Annotated in this window: 22 protein-coding genes and 1 pseudogene; 13 read left to right on the top strand and 10 right to left on the bottom strand. The window is 66.8% G+C overall.

Annotated features, from left to right (window positions below):
- The first annotated feature begins 62 nt into the window (after positions 1 to 62).
- From AC5Y4D_RS00325 to AC5Y4D_RS00275, 11 genes and pseudogenes are all read left to right on the top strand, one after another.
- Positions 63 to 1,331 (top strand): aromatic ring-hydroxylating oxygenase subunit alpha, encoded by a 1,269-nt coding sequence (locus AC5Y4D_RS00325; RefSeq protein ID WP_499946209.1) that lies wholly within the window; start codon positions 63 to 65, stop codon positions 1,329 to 1,331.
- Positions 1,331 to 1,666, top strand: a complete 336-nt coding sequence (locus AC5Y4D_RS00320; RefSeq protein WP_499946208.1) for a hypothetical protein — start codon at positions 1,331 to 1,333, stop codon at positions 1,664 to 1,666. The genes AC5Y4D_RS00325 and AC5Y4D_RS00320 overlap by 1 nt, the downstream gene beginning before the upstream one ends.
- Entirely contained in the window at positions 1,663 to 2,907 is a 1,245-nt protein-coding gene (locus tag AC5Y4D_RS00315; protein ID WP_499946207.1) for a metal-dependent hydrolase family protein, read from the top strand. The genes AC5Y4D_RS00320 and AC5Y4D_RS00315 overlap by 4 nt, the downstream gene beginning before the upstream one ends.
- A gap of 11 nt (positions 2,908 to 2,918) precedes the next feature.
- Complete coding sequence (locus tag AC5Y4D_RS00310; RefSeq protein WP_499946246.1) at positions 2,919 to 3,365, top strand: MarR family winged helix-turn-helix transcriptional regulator; 447 nt, start codon at positions 2,919 to 2,921, stop codon at positions 3,363 to 3,365.
- Positions 3,366 to 3,428: 63 nt separating this feature from the next.
- Positions 3,429 to 3,719, top strand: a pseudogene (locus AC5Y4D_RS00305) (2Fe-2S iron-sulfur cluster-binding protein); the annotation flags it as partial.
- Complete coding sequence (locus AC5Y4D_RS00300; protein WP_499946206.1) at positions 3,716 to 4,459, top strand: SDR family NAD(P)-dependent oxidoreductase; 744 nt, start codon at positions 3,716 to 3,718, stop codon at positions 4,457 to 4,459. The pseudogene AC5Y4D_RS00305 and the gene AC5Y4D_RS00300, both read left to right, overlap by 4 nt.
- 16 nt (positions 4,460 to 4,475) lie before the next feature.
- Entirely contained in the window at positions 4,476 to 5,744 is a 1,269-nt protein-coding gene (locus tag AC5Y4D_RS00295) for an aromatic ring-hydroxylating oxygenase subunit alpha (RefSeq protein ID WP_499946205.1), read from the top strand.
- A 2-nt stretch (positions 5,745 to 5,746) separates the two neighbouring features.
- Complete coding sequence (locus tag AC5Y4D_RS00290) at positions 5,747 to 6,082, top strand: hypothetical protein (protein WP_499946204.1); 336 nt, start codon at positions 5,747 to 5,749, stop codon at positions 6,080 to 6,082.
- Positions 6,083 to 6,094: 12 nt separating this feature from the next.
- Complete coding sequence (locus AC5Y4D_RS00285) at positions 6,095 to 6,934, top strand: TauD/TfdA dioxygenase family protein (RefSeq protein ID WP_499946203.1); 840 nt, start codon at positions 6,095 to 6,097, stop codon at positions 6,932 to 6,934.
- A 56-nt stretch (positions 6,935 to 6,990) separates the two neighbouring features.
- Positions 6,991 to 7,377: a PPOX class F420-dependent oxidoreductase gene (locus AC5Y4D_RS00280; RefSeq protein WP_499946202.1), complete on the top strand. Its 387-nt coding sequence runs from the start codon at positions 6,991 to 6,993 to the stop codon at positions 7,375 to 7,377.
- 17 nt (positions 7,378 to 7,394) lie between these two features.
- Complete coding sequence (locus AC5Y4D_RS00275; protein WP_499946201.1) at positions 7,395 to 7,535, top strand: hypothetical protein; 141 nt, start codon at positions 7,395 to 7,397, stop codon at positions 7,533 to 7,535.
- 3 nt (positions 7,536 to 7,538) lie between these two features.
- Here the strand turns inward: AC5Y4D_RS00275 and AC5Y4D_RS00270 are convergent, their stop codons facing one another.
- From AC5Y4D_RS00270 to AC5Y4D_RS00240, 7 genes are all read right to left on the bottom strand, one after another.
- Positions 7,539 to 8,516: an NAD-dependent epimerase/dehydratase family protein gene (locus tag AC5Y4D_RS00270; protein ID WP_499946200.1), complete on the bottom strand. Its 978-nt coding sequence runs from the start codon at positions 8,514 to 8,516 to the stop codon at positions 7,539 to 7,541.
- A gap of 12 nt (positions 8,517 to 8,528) precedes the next feature.
- Positions 8,529 to 9,236, bottom strand: coding sequence for a cutinase family protein (locus AC5Y4D_RS00265; RefSeq protein WP_499946199.1), 708 nt, complete (start codon positions 9,234 to 9,236; stop codon positions 8,529 to 8,531).
- A 150-nt stretch (positions 9,237 to 9,386) separates the two neighbouring features.
- Positions 9,387 to 9,560, bottom strand: a complete 174-nt coding sequence (locus tag AC5Y4D_RS00260; RefSeq protein ID WP_499946198.1) for a CsbD family protein — start codon at positions 9,558 to 9,560, stop codon at positions 9,387 to 9,389.
- A gap of 36 nt (positions 9,561 to 9,596) precedes the next feature.
- A complete protein-coding gene (locus AC5Y4D_RS00255) occupies positions 9,597 to 9,812 on the bottom strand; it encodes a CsbD family protein (RefSeq protein ID WP_499946197.1) in 216 nt (71 codons plus the stop codon).
- Between the two features lie 38 nt (positions 9,813 to 9,850).
- On the bottom strand, positions 9,851 to 10,909 hold the full coding sequence (locus AC5Y4D_RS00250) for an NAD(P)H-dependent amine dehydrogenase family protein (RefSeq protein WP_499946196.1): 1,059 nt from the start codon (positions 10,907 to 10,909) through the stop codon (positions 9,851 to 9,853).
- Between the two features lie 28 nt (positions 10,910 to 10,937).
- Positions 10,938 to 12,026, bottom strand: coding sequence for a hypothetical protein (locus tag AC5Y4D_RS00245; protein ID WP_499946195.1), 1,089 nt, complete (start codon positions 12,024 to 12,026; stop codon positions 10,938 to 10,940).
- Positions 12,023 to 13,339, bottom strand: a complete 1,317-nt coding sequence (locus AC5Y4D_RS00240; RefSeq protein WP_500036100.1) for a hypothetical protein — start codon at positions 13,337 to 13,339, stop codon at positions 12,023 to 12,025. Before AC5Y4D_RS00240 ends, AC5Y4D_RS00245 begins: the two co-directional genes overlap by 4 nt.
- An 84-nt stretch (positions 13,340 to 13,423) precedes the next feature.
- Here AC5Y4D_RS00240 and AC5Y4D_RS00235 point away from each other — a divergent pair, with 84 nt between their 5' ends.
- Positions 13,424 to 13,765: a hypothetical protein gene (locus AC5Y4D_RS00235; RefSeq protein WP_500036099.1), complete on the top strand. Its 342-nt coding sequence runs from the start codon at positions 13,424 to 13,426 to the stop codon at positions 13,763 to 13,765.
- A gap of 3 nt (positions 13,766 to 13,768) precedes the next feature.
- On the opposite strand, the gene AC5Y4D_RS00230 is transcribed toward AC5Y4D_RS00235, so the two are convergent.
- The 3 genes from AC5Y4D_RS00230 to AC5Y4D_RS00220 all read right to left on the bottom strand — a co-directional run bounded on the left by AC5Y4D_RS00230 (position 13,769) and on the right by AC5Y4D_RS00220 (position 17,490).
- Entirely contained in the window at positions 13,769 to 15,136 is a 1,368-nt protein-coding gene (locus AC5Y4D_RS00230; protein ID WP_500036098.1) for a CHAT domain-containing protein, read from the bottom strand.
- The gene (locus AC5Y4D_RS00225) at positions 15,127 to 16,935 is read right to left on the bottom strand and encodes a hypothetical protein (protein WP_500036097.1); all 1,809 of its coding nucleotides are present in this window, start codon (positions 16,933 to 16,935) and stop codon (positions 15,127 to 15,129) included. The genes AC5Y4D_RS00230 and AC5Y4D_RS00225 overlap by 10 nt, the downstream gene beginning before the upstream one ends.
- Positions 16,936 to 17,004: 69 nt before the next feature.
- On the bottom strand, positions 17,005 to 17,490 hold the full coding sequence (locus AC5Y4D_RS00220) for a lipoprotein LpqH (RefSeq protein ID WP_499943285.1): 486 nt from the start codon (positions 17,488 to 17,490) through the stop codon (positions 17,005 to 17,007).
- 112 nt (positions 17,491 to 17,602) lie between these two features.
- Between AC5Y4D_RS00220 and AC5Y4D_RS00215 the strand changes: the two genes are divergently transcribed.
- On the top strand, positions 17,603 to 18,343 hold the full coding sequence (locus AC5Y4D_RS00215; RefSeq protein WP_499943286.1) for an enoyl-CoA hydratase/isomerase family protein: 741 nt from the start codon (positions 17,603 to 17,605) through the stop codon (positions 18,341 to 18,343).
- Positions 18,344 to 18,471: the final 128 nt, after the last annotated feature.

Below are 18,471 nucleotides of genomic sequence, written 5' to 3'. Positions count from 1 at the left end.
ACTACTTGCGATTACCCGGTAGAGCATATACCGTCGGGCCACCAGTACGGACAGGAGCGGTCATGCCCCGATTTCCCAAGCCGCCAGAGGGCAGCTGGACCCAGCACTATCCCGAGTTGGGCACCGGACCGGTGTCGTACGGGGACTCGATAAGCCCGGAGATCTACGACTTGGAGCGCGCGGCGATCTTCAAGCGCGCCTGGCTGAATGTGGGCCGGGTACAACAACTTCCGCGCAAGGGTAGCTACTTCACCAAAGAGCTGAAGGTCGCCAACACCTCGATCATCCTGGTGCGCAACGGATCAGGCGAAATCAACGCCTTCCACAACGTCTGCCGGCACCGCGGTAACAAGCTGGTGTGGAACGACATGCCGCTCGAAGAGACCCGTGGCGTGTGCCGGCAATTCACCTGCAAGTACCACGCCTGGCGATATGACCTGGACGGGAACCTGACCTTCGTGCAGCAGGAGGAGGAGTTCTTCGACCTCGACAAGAGCCGGTACGGACTGGTGCCGGTGCACTGTGAAGTCTGGGAAGGCTTCATCTTCGTCAACTTCGCCAAGCAGCCCGAGCAATCGCTGCGCGAATTCCTGGGTCCGATGGTGACGGGGTTGGAGGGTTATCCGTTCGACCTGATGACTTCGCGCTGGCAGTACCGCTCGGAGGTCAAGGCGAACTGGAAGCTCTACATGGACGCGTTCCAGGAGTTCTATCACGCGCCGGTACTGCATGCGAACCAGTCGCCGACGGCGTATTCCAAGGCTGCCGCCGAGGCGGGATTCGAAGCGCCGCATTACCGCTTGGACGGCCCGCACCGACTGGTGAGCACCTCGGGCGTGCGGGCCTGGGAGATGGCGGCGGAGATGCGCAAACCGATGGAGGACATCTGCCAGAGCGGGCTGTTCGGACCGTGGGACAAGCCGGATCTGGGCGAGATGCCGGCCGGGCTGAACCCCGCGAAGTGCGATCCGTGGGGCCTGGATTCGTTCCAGCTGTTCCCCAATTTCGTGATCCTGTTCTGGGGTCAGGGCTGGTATCTGACCTACCACTACTGGCCGACCTCCTACAACAGCCACATCTTCGAGGGCACACTGTATTTCCCGCAGCCCCGGACCCCCCGGGAGCGTGTGGCCCAGGAGTTGGCCGCGGTGTCGTTCAAGGAGTACGGCCTGCAGGACGCCAACACGCTGGAGGCCACCCAGTCGATGATCGAGTCCAACGTGGTCGACGACTTCCTGCTCTGCGATCAGGAGATCCTGATTCGGCACCTGCATTCCGAAACCGCGGCCTGGATTCAGGACTACCAGCAACGCGCCGGGGTGACGGCCTGATGACCGAGACTTCGGTTCTGCCAGTCGAATTCGCCGATCTCGAGTCGTTCGCCGAGTGGTGTCTGCCCACCGAGTCGCAGCGCTACGCCAAGCGACTGGCCAGCTCGATGACCGAGATGAAGGCGTTCTACGACGCGATCACCCCACGGGCCGAGGAAGCCCTGTCCTACTGCGACAAATTCCCGCTCGACGACCTGCCCGAGGACGTCCTGAACCTGATGCATCTGCTGTATTCGATGATCATGGTGTCGTTTCCGGTGGAGTGCTGGAAGCAGCCCCGCGTCCCCGATTCAGGCGCGTCCACACTGGACTGCGTGTCCGAGCCCTTCCCGTGATCACCGTCCTGCGGGCCGACCGCTGGGCCGACGTGGACGCCGGACAGGTGCGCTCGCCGGCCGTGGTGGTGGTCGACGGAAATCGGATCACCGCGGTCAATCCCGAAGAGCCGCTGCCGGATTCGGCCAACATTGTCGACCTGGGTGATGTGACCCTGCTGCCCGGGTTGATGGACATGGAACTCAACCTGTTCATCGGCGGTCCCGGTGGCCCCGAAGGCTTACCGGCCCCCATGCACGGTGTCCAGGACGACCCGGCCTATCGCACGCTGCGCGCGGCGGTCAACGCCCGCACCACGCTGGAGGCCGGCTTCACCACCGTGCGCAATCTCGGTCTGATGGTCAAGACCGGCGGCTACCTGCTCGACGTGGCGTTGCAGCGCGCCATCGAGCAAGGCTGGCACGTCGGCCCGCGCATCTATCCGGCCGGACATGCCGTCACCCCCTACGGCGGACACCTCGATCCCACCGTCTTCCAGCGCCTGGCGCCGGGGATCATGCCGCTGTCGATCGCCGAGGGCATCGCCAACGGCGTCCCCGACGTCATCGCCTGTGTCCGTTATCAAATCCGCCACGGCGCCAAGCTGATCAAGGTCTCGGCCTCGGGCGGGGTGATGTCGCACAGCACCGCCCCGGGCGCGCAGCAGTACTCCGACGCCGAGTTCGCCGCCATCGCCGACGAGGCACACCGCGCCGGGGTGCGCGTCGCCGCCCACGCCGTCGGCGACACCGCCATCCGGGCCTGCATCCGCGCCGGCATCGACTGCATCGAACACGGCTTCCTGGCCTCCGACGACACCATCCAGATGATGGCCGACCACGGCACGTTTCTGGTCTCGACCACGTATCTGACGGAGGCGATGGCGATCGACCGGATCGCACCGGAGTTGCGCAAGAAGGCCGAAGAGGTCTTTCCCCGCGCAAAGACCATGCTGCCCAAGGCGATCGCCGCCGGCGTGCGCATCGCCTGCGGCACCGACGCACCGGCGATCCCGCACGGACAGAACGCCAAGGAACTCGGAGCGCTGGTCGCCCGCGGCATGTCACCCATGCAAGCGCTGAAAGCCGCCACGGTGGTGGCGGCCGAACTGATCGAAGCCGATCACGAATTGGGCCGGCTGGCACCGGGTTACCTCGCCGACATCATCGCGGTGCCCGGAGATCCGTCGGACGACATCGCCACCACGCTGCAAGTCTCATTCGTGATGAAGGATGGCCAGATCGTCAAGGCGCCGACATGACCGATCCCGCAATGGAACTCACCGAAAATCTGCTGTGGCTGCTCAAGCAGGCGTTCTACTTCTCGCTGACCACAGTGAACGACGCGGTCAGCGGGCACGGCGTCAGCACCGCCCAAATCGGGGTGCTGCGACAGCTGCTGAACGAACCCGACCTGTCCGGCGCCGAACTGGCCCGGCGGTTGTTGATCACCCCGCAAGGGGTGCAACTCGCGCTGACCGCACTGGAACGCCGCGGCCTGGTGGAACGCACACCGGACCCCCAGCACAAGCGCATCCTGCGGGCCCGCCTGACCGAGCAGGGCCGGACCGTGGTGACAACGGTGATCAGCGACGCGGTGGCGGCGCACGAGAAGGTGTTCGGGGTGCTCACCGCCGAGGAGCAGGTAAACCTGCGTGACCTGCTGAGCCGGGTCGTCGAGAAGGGCACCGGGCACGAGTTGTTCAAGGACCACGTGTAAGCCATGTCTCTAGTACTTGATAAGGATAACAAGTACTTGATACCGTGGTGCTCGATGCCTGAACCCACACCGGTCGTGGTCACCGAACACGTGACCATCGAGCTGAACCGCCGCACCACCACCGTGTCCTACACTGCCGGCGACACGTTGCTGCAGACCGCCCGCATGGCCGGTCTGCAGCCGCCGTCGTCGTGCGAAATCGGTTCCTGCGGAACGTGTATGGCCCGGCTGACCGAGGGCGGCGCGCGGATGATCAACAACGATGCGCTCGACGACGACGAGGTGGCCGAGGGTTGGGTGCTCACGTGTCAGTCCCTGCCGACCACTGCCACGGTACGGGTGGTCTACGAGTGAGTCGGGTGGCCGTGGTGACCGGCGGCGCCTCCGGTATGGGCGAGGCGACCTGTCACGAGCTGGGTCGGCTCGGTCACCGGGTCGCGGTCCTCGACCTCGACGAACAGGCGGCGAAGCGGGTCACCGAAGACCTACGCGCACAAGGGGTCACGGCCATCGGCGTCGAAGCCGACGTCACCGACCGCGCCGCCGTCGAACGGGCCTTCGGCCAGGTACGCCACGAGCTCGGCCCCGTGTCGGTGTTGGTGACCAGCGCGGGCATGTTCGGCATTGCCCCGTTCATCGAGATCGACCCCGAGTCCTGGAACCGGATCGTCGACGTCAACCTGAACGGCACCTTCCACTGCTGCCAGGTCGCGCTGCCCGACATGCTGGCCGCCAACTGGGGCCGCATCGTGATGATCTCGTCGTCCAGCGCCCAGCGCGGCACGCCGTTCGCCGCGCATTACGCGGCCTCGAAGGGCGCGGTCATCACGCTCACCAAATCGCTTGCCCGCGAATACGCGGCGCACGGCATCACCGTCAACAACATCCCGCCGTCGGGCATCGAAACCCCGATGCAGCATCGGGCACAGGCGGCGGGACACCTGAAGTCCAACGAGGAGATCGCCGCCAACATCCCGATGGGCCGCCTGGGTACCGGCGCCGACATCGCCGCCGCCGTCGGCTTCCTGTGCTCAGAGGCCGCCGGCTTCATCACCGGCCAGGTGCTCGGCGTCAACGGCGGAGCGGTGATGTGAGGCAAGGAGGTTCGTCATGACGCGACCCGGTCGGCCCCCGGAGGGATCCTGGACCGAGCACTATCCCGAATTGGGCACCGGCCCAATCTCTTTCGCCGACTCCACGTCGCCGGAGTTCTACGAACTCGAACGTGAGGCCGTGTTCAAACGCGCGTGGCTGAACGTGGCCCGCGTCGAGGAACTGCCCCGCGTCGGCAGTTATCTGACCAAGGAGATCGAGGTCGCCCGGGTTTCGGTCATCCTGGTCAAAGGCCGTGACGAAACCATCCGCGCGTTCTACAACGTGTGCCGGCACCGCGGAAACAAGCTGGTGTGGAACGACTTTCCCAACGAAGAGACCCGCGGCACCTGCCGCCAGTTCACCTGCAAGTACCACGGCTGGCGCTACGGCCTGGACGGCACGCTGAACTTCGTGCAGCAGTCCTCGGAGTTCTTCGACCTCGACCCGGCAGACCACGGTTTGGCCCCCGTGCACTGCGAGGTGTGGAGCGGCTTCATCTTCATCAACCTTGATCCCGAGCCCCGTCAGACTCTGCGGGAGTTCCTGGGCCCGATGATCACCGGTCTGGACGGCTATCCGTTCGGGAAGCTGACCGAACGCTACGCATGGGTCGCGCACAACAACAGCAACTGGAAGATCTTCGCCGACGCGTTCCAGGAGTACTACCACGTGCCCTCGTTGCACCCCCAGCAGGTGCCGCCCGAGGTGCGCGATCCCAACGCCGGATTCACTTGCGGCCATTTCCAACTCGACGGTCCGCACCGGTTGGTGTCGACGGCGGGACGGCGCCGCTGGCTGCTGCCTGCCGACTACATGTACCCGATCGAGCGGGCCACCCGAAGCGGCTTGGTCGGTCCGTGGCGCACCCCGGACATCGGTGAGTTGCCGGCCGGTCTGAATCCCGGCGGCATCGATCCGTGGGGAATCAGCAACTTCCAGATCTTCCCCAACACCGAGATCTTGATCTACGGTGGCTGGTACCTGCTCTACCGGTACTGGCCGACCTCCTACAACACCCACCGGTTCGAGGCCTATACGTACTTCTCACCGGCAAGCACCGTGCGGGAACGCATCGAGCACGAGGTCGCGGCGGTGGTGCTCAAGGAGTTCGCGCTACAGGACGCCGGGATGCTCGGCGGCACCCAGGCCGCACTGGAATACGGCATCGTCGACGACTTCCCGCTCAACGACCAGGAGATCCTGGTGCGCCACCTGCACAAGGTCGTGGTCGACTGGGTCGAGGGGTACCAGCGCGAACGCAATCCGGCGCCGGTGGGAGCCTGACCATGCCAGATTCCTTGCTGCCCAGCGCATTCGCCGAGCTGGAGGATCACGCCCGCATCTGGTGTCTGGCAACCGAGACCGAACGCTGGAACCAACGGCTGGCGAGCAGCATGGCCGAGATGCGGCAGTTCTACGATGCGTTCTTCCCGCGCCTGGAAGAGGCCATCGAGTACTGCGACAAGTTCCCGCTCGACGACCTGCCCGACGACGTGCTGAACCTGCTGCACCTGATCTATTCGCTGATCATGGTGGCCATGGCGGTGGAGATCATGCACCAGCCCGCCCCGACCGACGCCGCCGACGCGGTGATGATCCGCACCGGCGAGCCGGTGCCCTGACGAGGGAACGAAATGAGTCTGCTCACCATCACCAAACTCAGCGAGTCCGTCGGCGCCGAAGTCACCGGCCTGGATCCCAGCCGGCTGGCGTCCGACGACGGCAGCGCCATCCTGGATGCGTTGGAGCACAACGGCGTACTGGTATTCCGCGATCTGCGGCTCGAGCCTGAAGCGCAGGTCGAATTCTGCCGTCGGCTCGGCGAGATCGACCACTCCTCCGACGGGCATCACCCGGTGGCCGGCATCTACCCGATCACCTTGGATCTGTCCAAGAACTCCTCGGCCGCCTACCTCAAGGCGACGTTCGACTGGCATATCGACGGATGCACCCCCACCGGGGACGAATGCCCACAGAAGGCCACCGTGCTCTCGGCCATTCAGGTCGCCGAGTGGGGCGGCGAGACCGAATTCGCCAATTCCTATGCGGCATATGACGCTTTGACCGACGAGGAGAAGCAGCGCTACGGCGCGTTACGGGTGGTGCACTCGTTGGAGGCCTCGCAACGCCGTATCACCCCCGACCCCACCCCGGAGCAACTGGCGCGGTGGCGGTCGCGGCGCACCCACGAACACCCGTTGGTGTGGACCCATCGCAGCGGACGAAAGTCGTTGGTACTCGGCGCTTCTGCGGACTACGTGGTGGGCATGGACCTCGACGAGGGCCGGAACCTGTTGGCGGAGTTGCTGGAACGGGCCACCGTTCCCGAGCGGGTGTACAGCCACAACTGGTCGGTCGGCGACACGGTGATCTGGGACAACCGCGGCGTCCTGCACCGCGCCGCCCCGTACGACCCGGACTCGCCACGCCACATGCTGCGCACCACCGTCCTGGGCGACGAACCGATCCAGTAGACCCGCTGTGGGCCGAACCACGGTTGGGTCCGGCCGCGACGGGGAATGGTTTGGGCGTGGCTCCCACCTTTCAGGACGTGATCAAGTCCAAGTACCTGCTGTTGACGACGTTCACCAAAGACGGCCGCGCGAAGCCGACCGCGATCTGGGGCGTCCCGGACGGTGACAAGCTGCTGATCATCACCGACGACGATTCGTGGAAGGTGAAGCGCATCCGCAACACACCGAGGGTGACCATCGCCAAGAGCGGGTCGCTGGGCAAGTCCAAGAGCGAGCCGGTCGAGGGCGTCGCGCGGGTGTTGCCCAAGTCGGAGACGCGCCGGGTGTACAACGCCGTGCTCAAGCGGTACTGGTATCACGCGCCGTGGTTCTACGTGCACTCGATCGTGCGGGGCGGCATCGACAAGGTGCACGTCGGGCTGGAGGTCGCACCCGCCTCGTAGCCTGTCACCATAGAACGGTGACCACCACCATCATCGTGGTGACGCTGGTGCTGCTGGGCCTCGCCATCGTGATCAACGGACTGCTGCGGCTGAAGGATTGGCTCAAGAATTCGCCGCCCCTGCCGCCGCTGATCGAGCCGGACGACGAGGACGACTGATCGTCACCCGCGCAGTGCCGCGACCGTATCGAAGATCGTGGTGCGTGGATCCCGATAGGTGACGCCCAGTTCCTGCTCGCTCGGCGAGTCGTCGGACCTGGGCATCTGCGTGTAGTACTGCATGCCCGCCCCGGTGAACGGGTTCTCGAACGGAAGATACGGTCCCGCCAGGTCCAGCAGCGTCCCGGCGACTCGCAGCGCCGTGTCAGGCACCGGGACGGTGACCATCCGGGTATCTGCGGCCTGACCCAGCATGTCCGCGAGATCGGCGACCGGGACCCGGTGCCCACCCACCATGTACCGTCGCGGCCCTCGTCCGGGCTCCAGCAGCGCGGCGTGCACCGCCGCGACATCGCGCGCATCGATCACCAGCCAGGCCGCGCTGCGTCCCGGGATCGTGTGCATCTGCAGCGCCACCCGCACACCCTCGCCGGCTTCACCGTATTGGTCGCCGACCGGCGGGCCGAGCACCATGCCGGGATAGGTGATGTTCACCGGGGCGCCGGCGTCCTGGAGACCGCGGGCATAGATCTCGACCTGCGCCTTGGATGTGCCGTAACCGTCCCTGCCGCCGACCACCGGCAGGTCCGCGCTCAACGTCTCCAAACCGGGGTGGAAAAGCGCGGTGAAGCTCGAGACGTGAATCACCGGGTCAAGCCCGAGCTGGACGGCCTGACCAAGGACATTGCGGGCGCCGTCCATGTTGGTGCTGAGCATCTCCGGGGTCTGCCGCGGGTCGGTGGCGACCAGGGCCGCACCGTGCACGACGGCGTCGCAACCGGTCAGCGCTTCGCGCACCGATTCGCGGTCCTTGATGTCGCCCTGGACGTAATCGGAGATGTCGACGCCCAGCTTGCCGACGGAGGTCTCCAGCTTTGCCGGGGTCCGAACCAGGAAGCGGACCGAATGGCCCGCGTCCGCAATAGCTTTGGCGGTCCAACCGCCGACGAATCCAGTGCCACCGGTTATCAGAACGCGCATGCTGCGATTCTGCTACAGACGGCTCGCGGCGAATTCCGCGGCCTGGTTTGCCATCCCATTCACCGAGTACGAAATGTGCTCGATCCCAGGACCCCCGGGTGGACCCGAGCAGATGTTGTCGCCCTGGGCGCACTGCTGGATGGTCTTGGGCTGATACAGCGGACCGATCGTGATCTGCGGCGCCCCATACTGACTGAGGAATTGCGGCGACGGCGTACCGAACAGGGTGACCGCGGCGACGTGGTTCGCGATCTCCGGCGCCAGTGGCTGTGGCACCGCCGACGCCGGCACGCCCTCCGGCACGGCCGGGGAAGTGACGTAGCCCGCCACTGCCGCGCCTTGAGAGTATCCGCCCAGGACTTCCCTGGTGTTGGGACAGTTCGACGCCATCGACTCGATGTGCCCGCCCGCGTCGCGGATCCCGTCGATGACGCCGAGCGAGAACTCGCTGCTGTTGAAGTCGGTGCTCGCCGGGTAGTTGACCGCGTACACGGCCAGCGACCTGGCGCCGATCGCCGACTGCAATGCGTTGACGAACGATTGCCCGACACCGCCCACGCCGGGCGCTTCGCCGCTGCCCCGGGCAAACACCACCTCGACATCGGGGCAGGGTGCCGCCGACGCGGCAGGCGCGGGCGTGCCCAGCAGCGTGGCGGCGCCGAGGAACGCGGCCACTGCGGTGCCCGCCCCGAAGCGGCGAGTTGATTCGATGACAGTCATGTGCAAACCTCTCTCGACGATCCGCTAGGGATAACCAGAATTCGGTGACTCAACCGCGGGAATTTCGGCGCCGCAATGGGTTTCGGACAAAATTGTCCCGCGCGAGACGGACCGGATCCGGCGCTCGCGCGGGACAATTCAGCGGCAGGATTACTTCTTGAACGCGTCCTTGATCTTCTCGCCGGCGTCCTTGAGGCTCGACTTGGCCTGGTCGAATCGACCCTCGTTCTCGGTGTCCCGGTCGCCGGTAGCCCTACCGACGGCCTCCTTGGCCTTGCCGCCCACGTCTTCGATCTTGTTCTTGACCTTGTCTTCGCCGCTCATCGCGTCCTCACTCCTGTCGGTTTGCGTTGGGGACCCTCAGCGAATACCCGACTGCGGGTGCCGACGAAACCCTCGCCGCTGTTGCTGTCGCCACGCGTCCCTGACCCGGACCCCGGTGTCCTTGATGTTCGCTTTCGTTTGATCGAGGATTCCCTCGAACTCGGTGCGTCTGTTGCCGCTGAGTCTGCCGAAGGTTTCCTTGGCCCTGCCGCCCCAGTACTGGGCGCTGTTGCTGAACCTGTTGTTAGCCATGGGTGTGGCATACCCGCTGGCCTACCGCTTCATACGGGTCATCCGGTGGGAACCGTGCCGCGCGGCAGCGTCAGGGGCAGGTCGGCGTAGGTCGCGATGCCGGGTGCGGCGGCCACCACGGCGGGGATCGCGTGGATCGCCGGCATGGCCGTCATGATGTGGCCGAGCGTCATGAACTCGGCAAGCGTGGTGGCCTGGAAGTATGGCGGCGGCAGGAAGCCGACCTTGGTGGTCACCGTGGGCTGGCCGTCGACCTGGATGACCCAACCATCCTGGTCGATCTTCCAGTCTGGTTCCAGGGTCTGCCCTTTGCGCCAGCGCACGTTCAGGTCTACGACGGTGTTGCCGCCGACGATCCCCTGCCAACTGATATAGACCCCGGCCACGCAGCCGGCGTCGATGGTCCAGGACTCCATCGCGAGATCTTCTGTGGTCTGGGCGAATTCGGCCACGCAGCGCACCTCGTCCAGTTCGACACCGAGCGCGTCGGCGACCAACCGGACCGCCTCCCCGAAGATCGCCGTGCCCTTCTCTGCCATCTGCGGCAGGTCGGGGTTGTCGATCGGCTGGCCGAACCCGACCGGCTTCTCGGTGTCGGGTGAGTCGTAGAACGTGGTGTCGGCGGCCTCGTTGACGGTGACCTTGTCGACCCGGTTGCACACCATCGCCGACACGATGGCCAACAGCTCGGCGAAACCCGGGCTCACTCCGGACCCGAACATCGTCGAGCCGCCCTTCTCGCACGCTTCGAGGATCCGGTCGCGCCCGGCGCCCAGGTTGTGCCCGGTGATGAACGATGCCGTCGTCACCACGTTCACACCCGCCGACAGGATCCGCACCAGCTCGTCGACGTCGATCCACATCGGGTTGTAGACCACACAGTCCGGTTTGAGGGCCAGCAACTCCTCGACGTCGTTGGTGGCGCTTATCCCCAGCGGCTCGATGCCGACCAGCTCACCGGCGTCCCGGCCGGCCTTGTCCGCCGACCAGGCGTAGCAACCCACCACTTCGAACAGGGGATTGGTCGCAAGTGACTGCAGCGAGCTCTTGCCGACATTGCCGGTGGTCCATTGCACGACGCGATATTTGTTGGGCACTCGCTCAGCATAGGCACGTGGGTCGCGCTCAGTAAGAGGATTCGGCCGCCAGGATCTCGGCGAGGAATGCGTCGGCCGGCGGCTGGTCCAGTCGTGCCCGCACCCAGCGGCGGACTCGGTCCCGGACCTCGCGCGACTCGTCGACCGGCGCACCGACGACCACCGACGTCACCGGCCAATCGTGGTTCCAGGCCGCCGATTCCGTCATCGCCTGTCGCTGCGCGTCCGACAGCGGCACGGTGGCCCGGCCACCCGCATCGAGCGCGCCGGCGCCGCCGACATCCCCCGACTCGATGCGGACCGTGACATCGGTCGCCGGTTCGGGGCCGATGACGGCCGCACGCACGACGGCGACGACGGTCGGACCGCTCGCCTGCACGCTCCACTCGACCGTGTCCTCGGCCGCGTCGAAGATTCCCGGCGGCACCGCCGCCCAGTTGATCGACACGACTCCGCGGCCGATCGCTGTGCCGGTCCGGCTCGGCGCTTCGGAGCCGGCCGCCAGCGCGTAGTCATCCTGACGGCCGGTCTGCATACTCGCCACCGGACTCGAATCATCCAGTGCCGCAGCCAGTTCCGACCATCCGGTGCCGTCCAGTCCGATCTCGTCGGCGAGTTCGGAGCCGGCCCGCACCAGCTTGCGTACCCGCGGATCGTCCACACCGAGGTAGGCGGTCAATGCCGCCGCGTGCGGAACGAGCAGACCGGTGGCGTCGGAGTCCAGGGTGTCTTCGGTGAAGTAGTCCTGCGCGGCGGCTGTGAGCAGCGCGACCTCGACGTCGAGCAGGGTTTGGTCGAGGTGGGGGATGCCGTCGCGCTGGCTGGCCGGCCACCACCGCCGCAGCCAGTGCCCGATCGCCAGTCGGCGCAACGGTTCCAGCGAACCCGGCACGACGGCTACGCCGGAGAGATCGGCAGGTTCGTCGGTCGCGAGCAGCGCGGCGTGGCCGTGCGGACCTACGATGCGCCACAGCCAATCCGCTTGGATCGGGTCGGTCACGGCGATCGCGGCATCCGCAGCCGGCTCGTCCACCAGCCAGGACAACACCGCGCCGCTGACTTCCAGCACGGCCAGTAGCGGCGACGGGTGCTGACCGAGCTCGGCGACCAGTCTCATCCCGCCACCTGCAATTCCAGCATCGACTTGATCCGTTGCCGGTGATCCAGGCTCACCGACCTGGCGACTCCGTCCAGCAACGCACGCACCTCGTCGACGTCATCGCACGGTTCCTGCCACACGTCGCGGCCGTGCAACCGGGCCCACAAGCGGCTGAGGTACGGCTGCGCGAATGCGGCCAGGTCGTCGACCACCTGTCGTTGCCGTGGATGGATCGGCCCGCCAGCGGCCAGGTATCGCCGGGCGTGCAGCACGTACGCCTCCTTGCGCAGCCTGGCCTGAATCTGGGCGGCCAGCGCGTAGCGGCTGGTCACCGTGCGGTCCAACGGTTTCAGTTCGACGGCGACCTCGATGCCGGCCACCATCGTGGCCTGCTTGTCCTCGGACAGCAGACCCCAGGGCGCGCTGGCCCGGTCCACTTCTTCGGCGCACAGCAACGGGATGTCGGGCAGCGCGTCGCGGTCCAGTGAACGCCGCAACGTCGCGCGAACGCGGTCCACCACGGTGCGGTCCAGCGGCCGGTCGCTGTCCGGGCCGCCGACGACTTGCGGGATCCGTTGGGGCGCAACCGAACTCAATCCCAATTCGACGACGGACCAGGGCAGCTCGACGTCCGACACGCGGGCCAGGGCACCCAGCTGGTACGGGGCCGGGTCCTCGATCATGGCCGACCACACCCGCTGGCGCGTCATGGTTGCGTTGTGAGTGTTGGCCGGGCCCAGCACGGTGGCCAGCTCGGCCAGAAACGGCTCCAGCACGGCGGCTTCGGCCCGCACGTCACGCCAACTCCGTTGCAACTGCGCCGACAAGGAGGCGACCACCCGCGGATCGGCAACATAGTCGTTGAGCACCTCGATCGCAGTGCGGTCCCGGCCCTGGTGCACGTCGTGCAACACCGCGGCCGCGGTTTCGCGATCTTGAGGTGCGGGTGCGCCTTTGGTGACCGCGAGCTCGAAACACACCGGAAAGTACAGCTCCTGAGCGTTGCCGCTGCGGATCCGCAACCGGCGTCGCTCCAGCTTCAATACCTCGAACCAGGCTGCGGCGAAACGCAATTGGTCGGCACTGTCGACGATCAGGTCGTGCATGGCGGCGGCCGTGTCGGCAGCCACCACCGGCGCCGAATACTGCGGGTTGGAGCGCAGCCGAAGCACCAGCGGATCAAGGATGCGTTTGACCGTCCTGCTGAGCGGACCGCCGTCGTCGCTGCTGAGCACCTCGACCCCGGGACCGATTGCGCGCCAGGCCTGGTCGATGACCGCGCGGCGCGGATGCCCGTTCAAGGCAGTCGGCAGCTGCGGATCGGCGCTCATGACCACAGGATAGGGGCAGTGCCGAAAATCCCGGTACCCGCAAAGTTGGGTTCGGTAGCCGGCCGGCCCGGTGAAGCTGCTGGCATGAACAAGACGAAAATGTCGGCGCTGGGCGCCGAGATCGCCCTGATCGCAACCACCATCTACCGCGCCCTCCGCAAGCTGTTGCTTCCGCGCGCCGGTCGGGGTCTGGCCGTCGGGGTGGGCACGGTGCGCGCCGCCGAGGAACGCCAGATCCTGATCGAGGTGTCCAGCGTGCACGGCGACACCTTCATCGGCCGGCTGGTGCATGGCGAGGACGGGGACTTGCCGAGTTTGCGGCCGGGATTGCTGGTGCTGGTGGCCTTCGATCCCGAGGCCCGCGAGCAACTCACGCTGCCCGATGACGTATTGGCCGTCCGCGCCGGCGGATTGGCGCTTGCCTGAACGTCATCGCGCACCATCGACGGCGAAGGTGACCAGCGCGCCCCAGTACAGCGGGCTGGCGGTGACATCGCCGTCCCGCCAGCGCCGCATCTGGGCGCGTTGCCAACGATTTACCGCGCATCCCGCGTCGGCCTCTTCGTGCGCGTCGTCGACCGCCGTGACCAGCTCGGCCATCGGGTCGACGGAACCGGCTGTGGGCGAGACGAATTGGCGGTACGCCGCCGTGGTGAGTAGTGACCACAGGGTTGCGGTCACCAACTGGGCGCCACTCAGGATCATCGCCGCCACCAGACCCGTTGCCTCGTCGAACTGGTAGTCACCGCCGGATGCACAGGCCAACAGCGCAACCCGGGGCGGCATCGGCCAGCGCAGTGCCATCAGGTCCGACGCGGTCAGCGGTCGGTGATCGCCGACGGCCGCGGCGTCCCCGGGGATGCGGGCGGTACACGCGAGGTGCAGTGAAGCCCGGTCGGCGTGACCGACTTCACCGTCGGCCGAACTCGCGTGGCCCAGGTAGAGCAACCGGCTTGGTTGTCGTGCAAGCAATTTGGCCAACCACCCGCGATCGGCATCCTGCCGGCGGAACAGCGCGACGACGGAGTCCACTTCCGGCAAAACCGCGCGGCGCTGCATCAACCCGGCGAAATGGCGAGCCAGCGGGGTCTGTTCGGATGGTCTGCCCAGCACCGAACCCAGCGCCGAGTTCGGTCGTTGCCCCGGCACCCGAGGGTCCAGGACCAGCACTACCGGCCCGGCCTGCCGGGCAGCCCAGCTGGCCGGTGCGCGGTGTGCGTGCACTATGTGCTGCGGCGCCGCCAGCAGCACGTCAACCAGCTCCATCAACCGGTAACCGTCGGTGTGTTCCCTGATATCAGCCAATTGCCAAGGGATTCGGGCGGCACGCCTGCCGCTGGCGGTGATCGCATCGTGTCGCGCGCGAGCCAGCTCTTCGTTGCTCGGACCCGACTTCGGCAGTGCGAGTTGCCCCCACGGGACGCGGGCCAGCCGCGCACTGGGCGAAACGAACAGTCTCGGCCGCGTTCCCGAAGACTGGCCCGTGCACTCGGCAAGCAACTGCCAGCCGGCAGCGCCGATCAGCAGCACACCCAAAATGTAGGAGGTTGTCAGCTCGGCATCTTGTGTCGCGAACGGACCGCGTGTCAGTGCCCGCTCGATCGCCTCACGCCGGCTCTCGGCACCCACCGGTTCCGGAAGCGCATCGGCCAGTTCCGCCAATGCCGCCAACAGGATTGGATCTTCGACCACCCAGTTGACCGTTCTGGACGGCTCGCCCACCACCCGCAGGCTGACGTAGGTGGCGATGCCGATGTCGGCATACCGCAGGACCAGTGTCGGGACGGTCACGGCCACGTCGACCAGGCCGGCTCGGCCGCGGTGACTTCACGGCCGTACCGATGCAATGCCAGTGCACGATAGTGACTCATGATCGGCTCGTCGTCGGGGTGCATCCGCAATGGAGGCAACGGGCCGAGCCTGTTCAGCGACCGGACTTCTCGCGGCGACGGCCCGGAGGCGGCGGTCGCTGATTCGTCGTCGACGAACGCCGGGGAGACGGCGGTCGACTCCCATTCGACGACTTGCCGGACGGGTTGTTCGGTGTTCAGAGTGCCTCGCGCACTGTGATACTCGACCAACTCACTGATCAGCTCGGTGTTTTCCCACTCCCAGGCGACTGCGAAGGCACCGGCCAGGACGGGTGCCGAAACATGCGTCGCCCAGCGCGATCTCGCGGCGGCGTCGGAGATCGAATAGCGCACCGAGTCCACGGCCAGCGCCGCCGGTATCTTGAGCTCGGCCGCCTGTTGGAGCTTGGTCATCGCCCGCTGATACTGGGGCGTGCCGACCTCGCCGCGGAGCACACCGAGCGATGCGGCATGACGGGCCTCGTTCTGCTGCAACGACTCACCGGGATCGCCCGATCCGTCGAAACCCAGGTCCGCCAGGGCATCCGCACGCCACACCGTTCCGAGATGGTTGTCGAGCAGCGCGTACTGCAGCCAGCTGCTGCGCGGTGCGGAGTCCAGCAACTCCCGCGCCTGGGCGATGAGCTCGACGGCGGTGTCGAAGCGCCCGCAGAAGATCGCTATCCAGCTGCGCTGCAACAGGATCCGGTGCAGATGCAACGGTTTGCCCAGTTCGCGCCAGTGCCGTTCGGCGTGCTCCCAGCACTCGTCGGCGGCCTGTAGTGCGCCGCCGGCCAACCGGGTCAGACCCAAGTAGAGCCAGCAGCGAGACACGTCGTGGGCCCGCGCATAGCGCGCGATCACCGGGTAGGCGTCGGACACCAACTGTTCGGTGGTGTGATGGTCACCGAGCGCCCACGACGCCGCGGCGCGCTCGAGTTGTGTTCTGGCGCTGGCGAGTTCCCAGCCGTTGGCCTGCGCCCGGGCACCGGCACGACGCAGCCAGGGTTCCGCCTCGGAAAGCCGCCCGGTCTCGACGCAGAATCGCCCGTAGCCGGTGGCCGCCAGCACCCACAGGTGATCGGCATATGCGCCGCGCCCCTCCTCCCCGCGCCCCTCCTCCTCGCACCCCTCCCCGCGAGCAGACGCAGAATCGCCCAAATCCACCGGATTTTGTGCGATTCTGCGTCTGCTCGCCATCAAGTAGGTGACCACCTGCTCCCAGAGCGGTACCGATCGCACGTGCAGATCGTCGTCGCACAGGGCGGTCGCGCACAGCGTGCGGGCGAAGCAGATCAGTTGCGCATGCTCGTCGGCAAGGTCTGCGAAGGTCTCGTCGGAGTCGGTCAGTGCGGCCAGGGCGGTTGCGGCGCCCTCGTGGTCGCCCTGCGCCGCAGCCAAACCCGTGCGCAGGAACTGCGCGCGCCGGGAGTAGCGCCGGATCATGTGGGCGATCTCGGTGTGCGACATAGGCACCTGAGCCGCTGCCTCCGGCATGGTGCCGGCCAGGATGCCGCGGTAGATCGCCAACGGTTCTTCGATGCGCCGAATGCATTCGCGCACTCCGTCATTCGCGCCACGGACCAGGTAGATCTCGCCGAGCTCGGCGAACACTTCCAACAGCAGGTCGTCTCGGTCTTCCTGCTCGATCCTGGGCATCAACGACAACAACAAGTCGCGGGCCATGTCCTCCTCGGCCGCGCACGCCAGGTGACGCGCGCGCACCAGGTCGTCGCGGATCGACACGGCTGAATCATAAGTCCAGGCCGAAACGGCGGACATGCGTTGCATGCCCGCCGCCCCGAACCGCTGTTCCTAGCCGCACGTCACCTTGATGCTGAAGTCCTTGGTGATCATCCCGGCCATCGGGTTCTTCAGGTCGGCGCCCTGCGCCTGACCGGTGATGGTGTAGGTCTTGCCGTCCACCGCGACCTTGGCCGAACCGACCTTGGCGCCCATATTGTCGGCGACCGACAGGGCGTTGCCGTCGACGACCATGGCCAGCGAGTCCACCGTCGGCGGGTTGGCGTCGGTCATCACAACCGCCAGCGCCTGCTGCGGGCCGCCGGTCGAGCCGCTGCCGATGTTGATCTTTCCGGCCTGCTTGACACACGTCACCGAAGCCGGATCCAGGCCGGCGAGGTCGGTGCCGCCCACCTTGACCTCGGTCTTGCCGCCGCCGGTCGAGATGCTTGCCGGTGCGTTGGACGCCGGGCTGGCCGTGTGGCCGCCGCTGGAGCACCCCACCAGCACCGATGCGCAGCCAAGGGCGCCAATCGCAGCCGCGATAACACGTTTCATCGGACTTCCTTCCGTCATGCGCCGCCCCGTTGGCGGCGTCATGGGAGAAGTACAGATCGCCCTCGTCGCTACCGATCCCAAGTAATCGAGCGGGTTGTGGTGGAGTAGCCCTGTGATCGAGATCGAAGCTGTGGGATCGGTGCAGGTCGTGACCCTCATGTCGGGACGGGTCAACGCGCTCGACGTCGAATTCCTCGGCGAGCTGACCCAGACGGTGCGGGAGCAGGAACGTTCGGGTGGCGCCGCGTTGGTCATCACCGGCGCCGGACGGGTGTTCTCGGCCGGGGTCGACCTGAACCGGCTCGTCGAGGGCGGGGCCGCCTACACCGACCAATTGGTTCCGGCCTTGTCGGATCTGTTCGAGGCGGTGTTCAGGTATCCCGGGCCGACGGTGGCAGCGATAAACGGTGCCGCAATAGCCGGTGGGTGCGTGCTGGCCTGCGCCTGCGACTGGCGCCTGTCCGACCCTGCCGCTCAGATCGGAGCCGCCGAAGTCCGGGTCGGTGTGCCGTTCCCGGTCGCCGCGCTCGAGGTGATGCGCTATGCGTGTGGCGACCGCGCCGAGGAGGTCCTGCTCAGTGGGCGTAGCTACCGCGGCGAGGACGCCGTCGCACGGGGATTGGCCCACCGCGTGGTAGCCGAAAACCTGCTGGATGCCGCGGTCGCCGAGGCCAAGGACCTCAGCGAGATCCCAGCGGTCGCCTATCGCCACACCAAGGAGCAGCTGCGGGCACCGACTCTGGCGCGCATCGAAGCGGGCGCCGAGATCGACCGGGAGGTGCGCCGGGTGTGGGCCGCCGACCAGACCCAGCAAGGTGTCGCCGACTACGTCGAGCGGCTGCGGCGCCGCTGAGGCCTAAGCACGGGTGACGACCCGCTTCGCCCGGCTACGCCGCGCTCGCGATCGTCACGGGTCTTGCTGGTGACGACCCGCTTCGCCCGGCTACGCCGCGCTTGCGATCGTCGCGGGTCTTGCTGGTG

The sequence above is a fragment of the Mycobacterium sp. NGS67 genome (assembly GCF_059812185.1).
The sequence above is the reverse complement of the archived record's forward strand: the minus strand, read 5'-3'. Positions and strand labels throughout refer to the sequence as shown.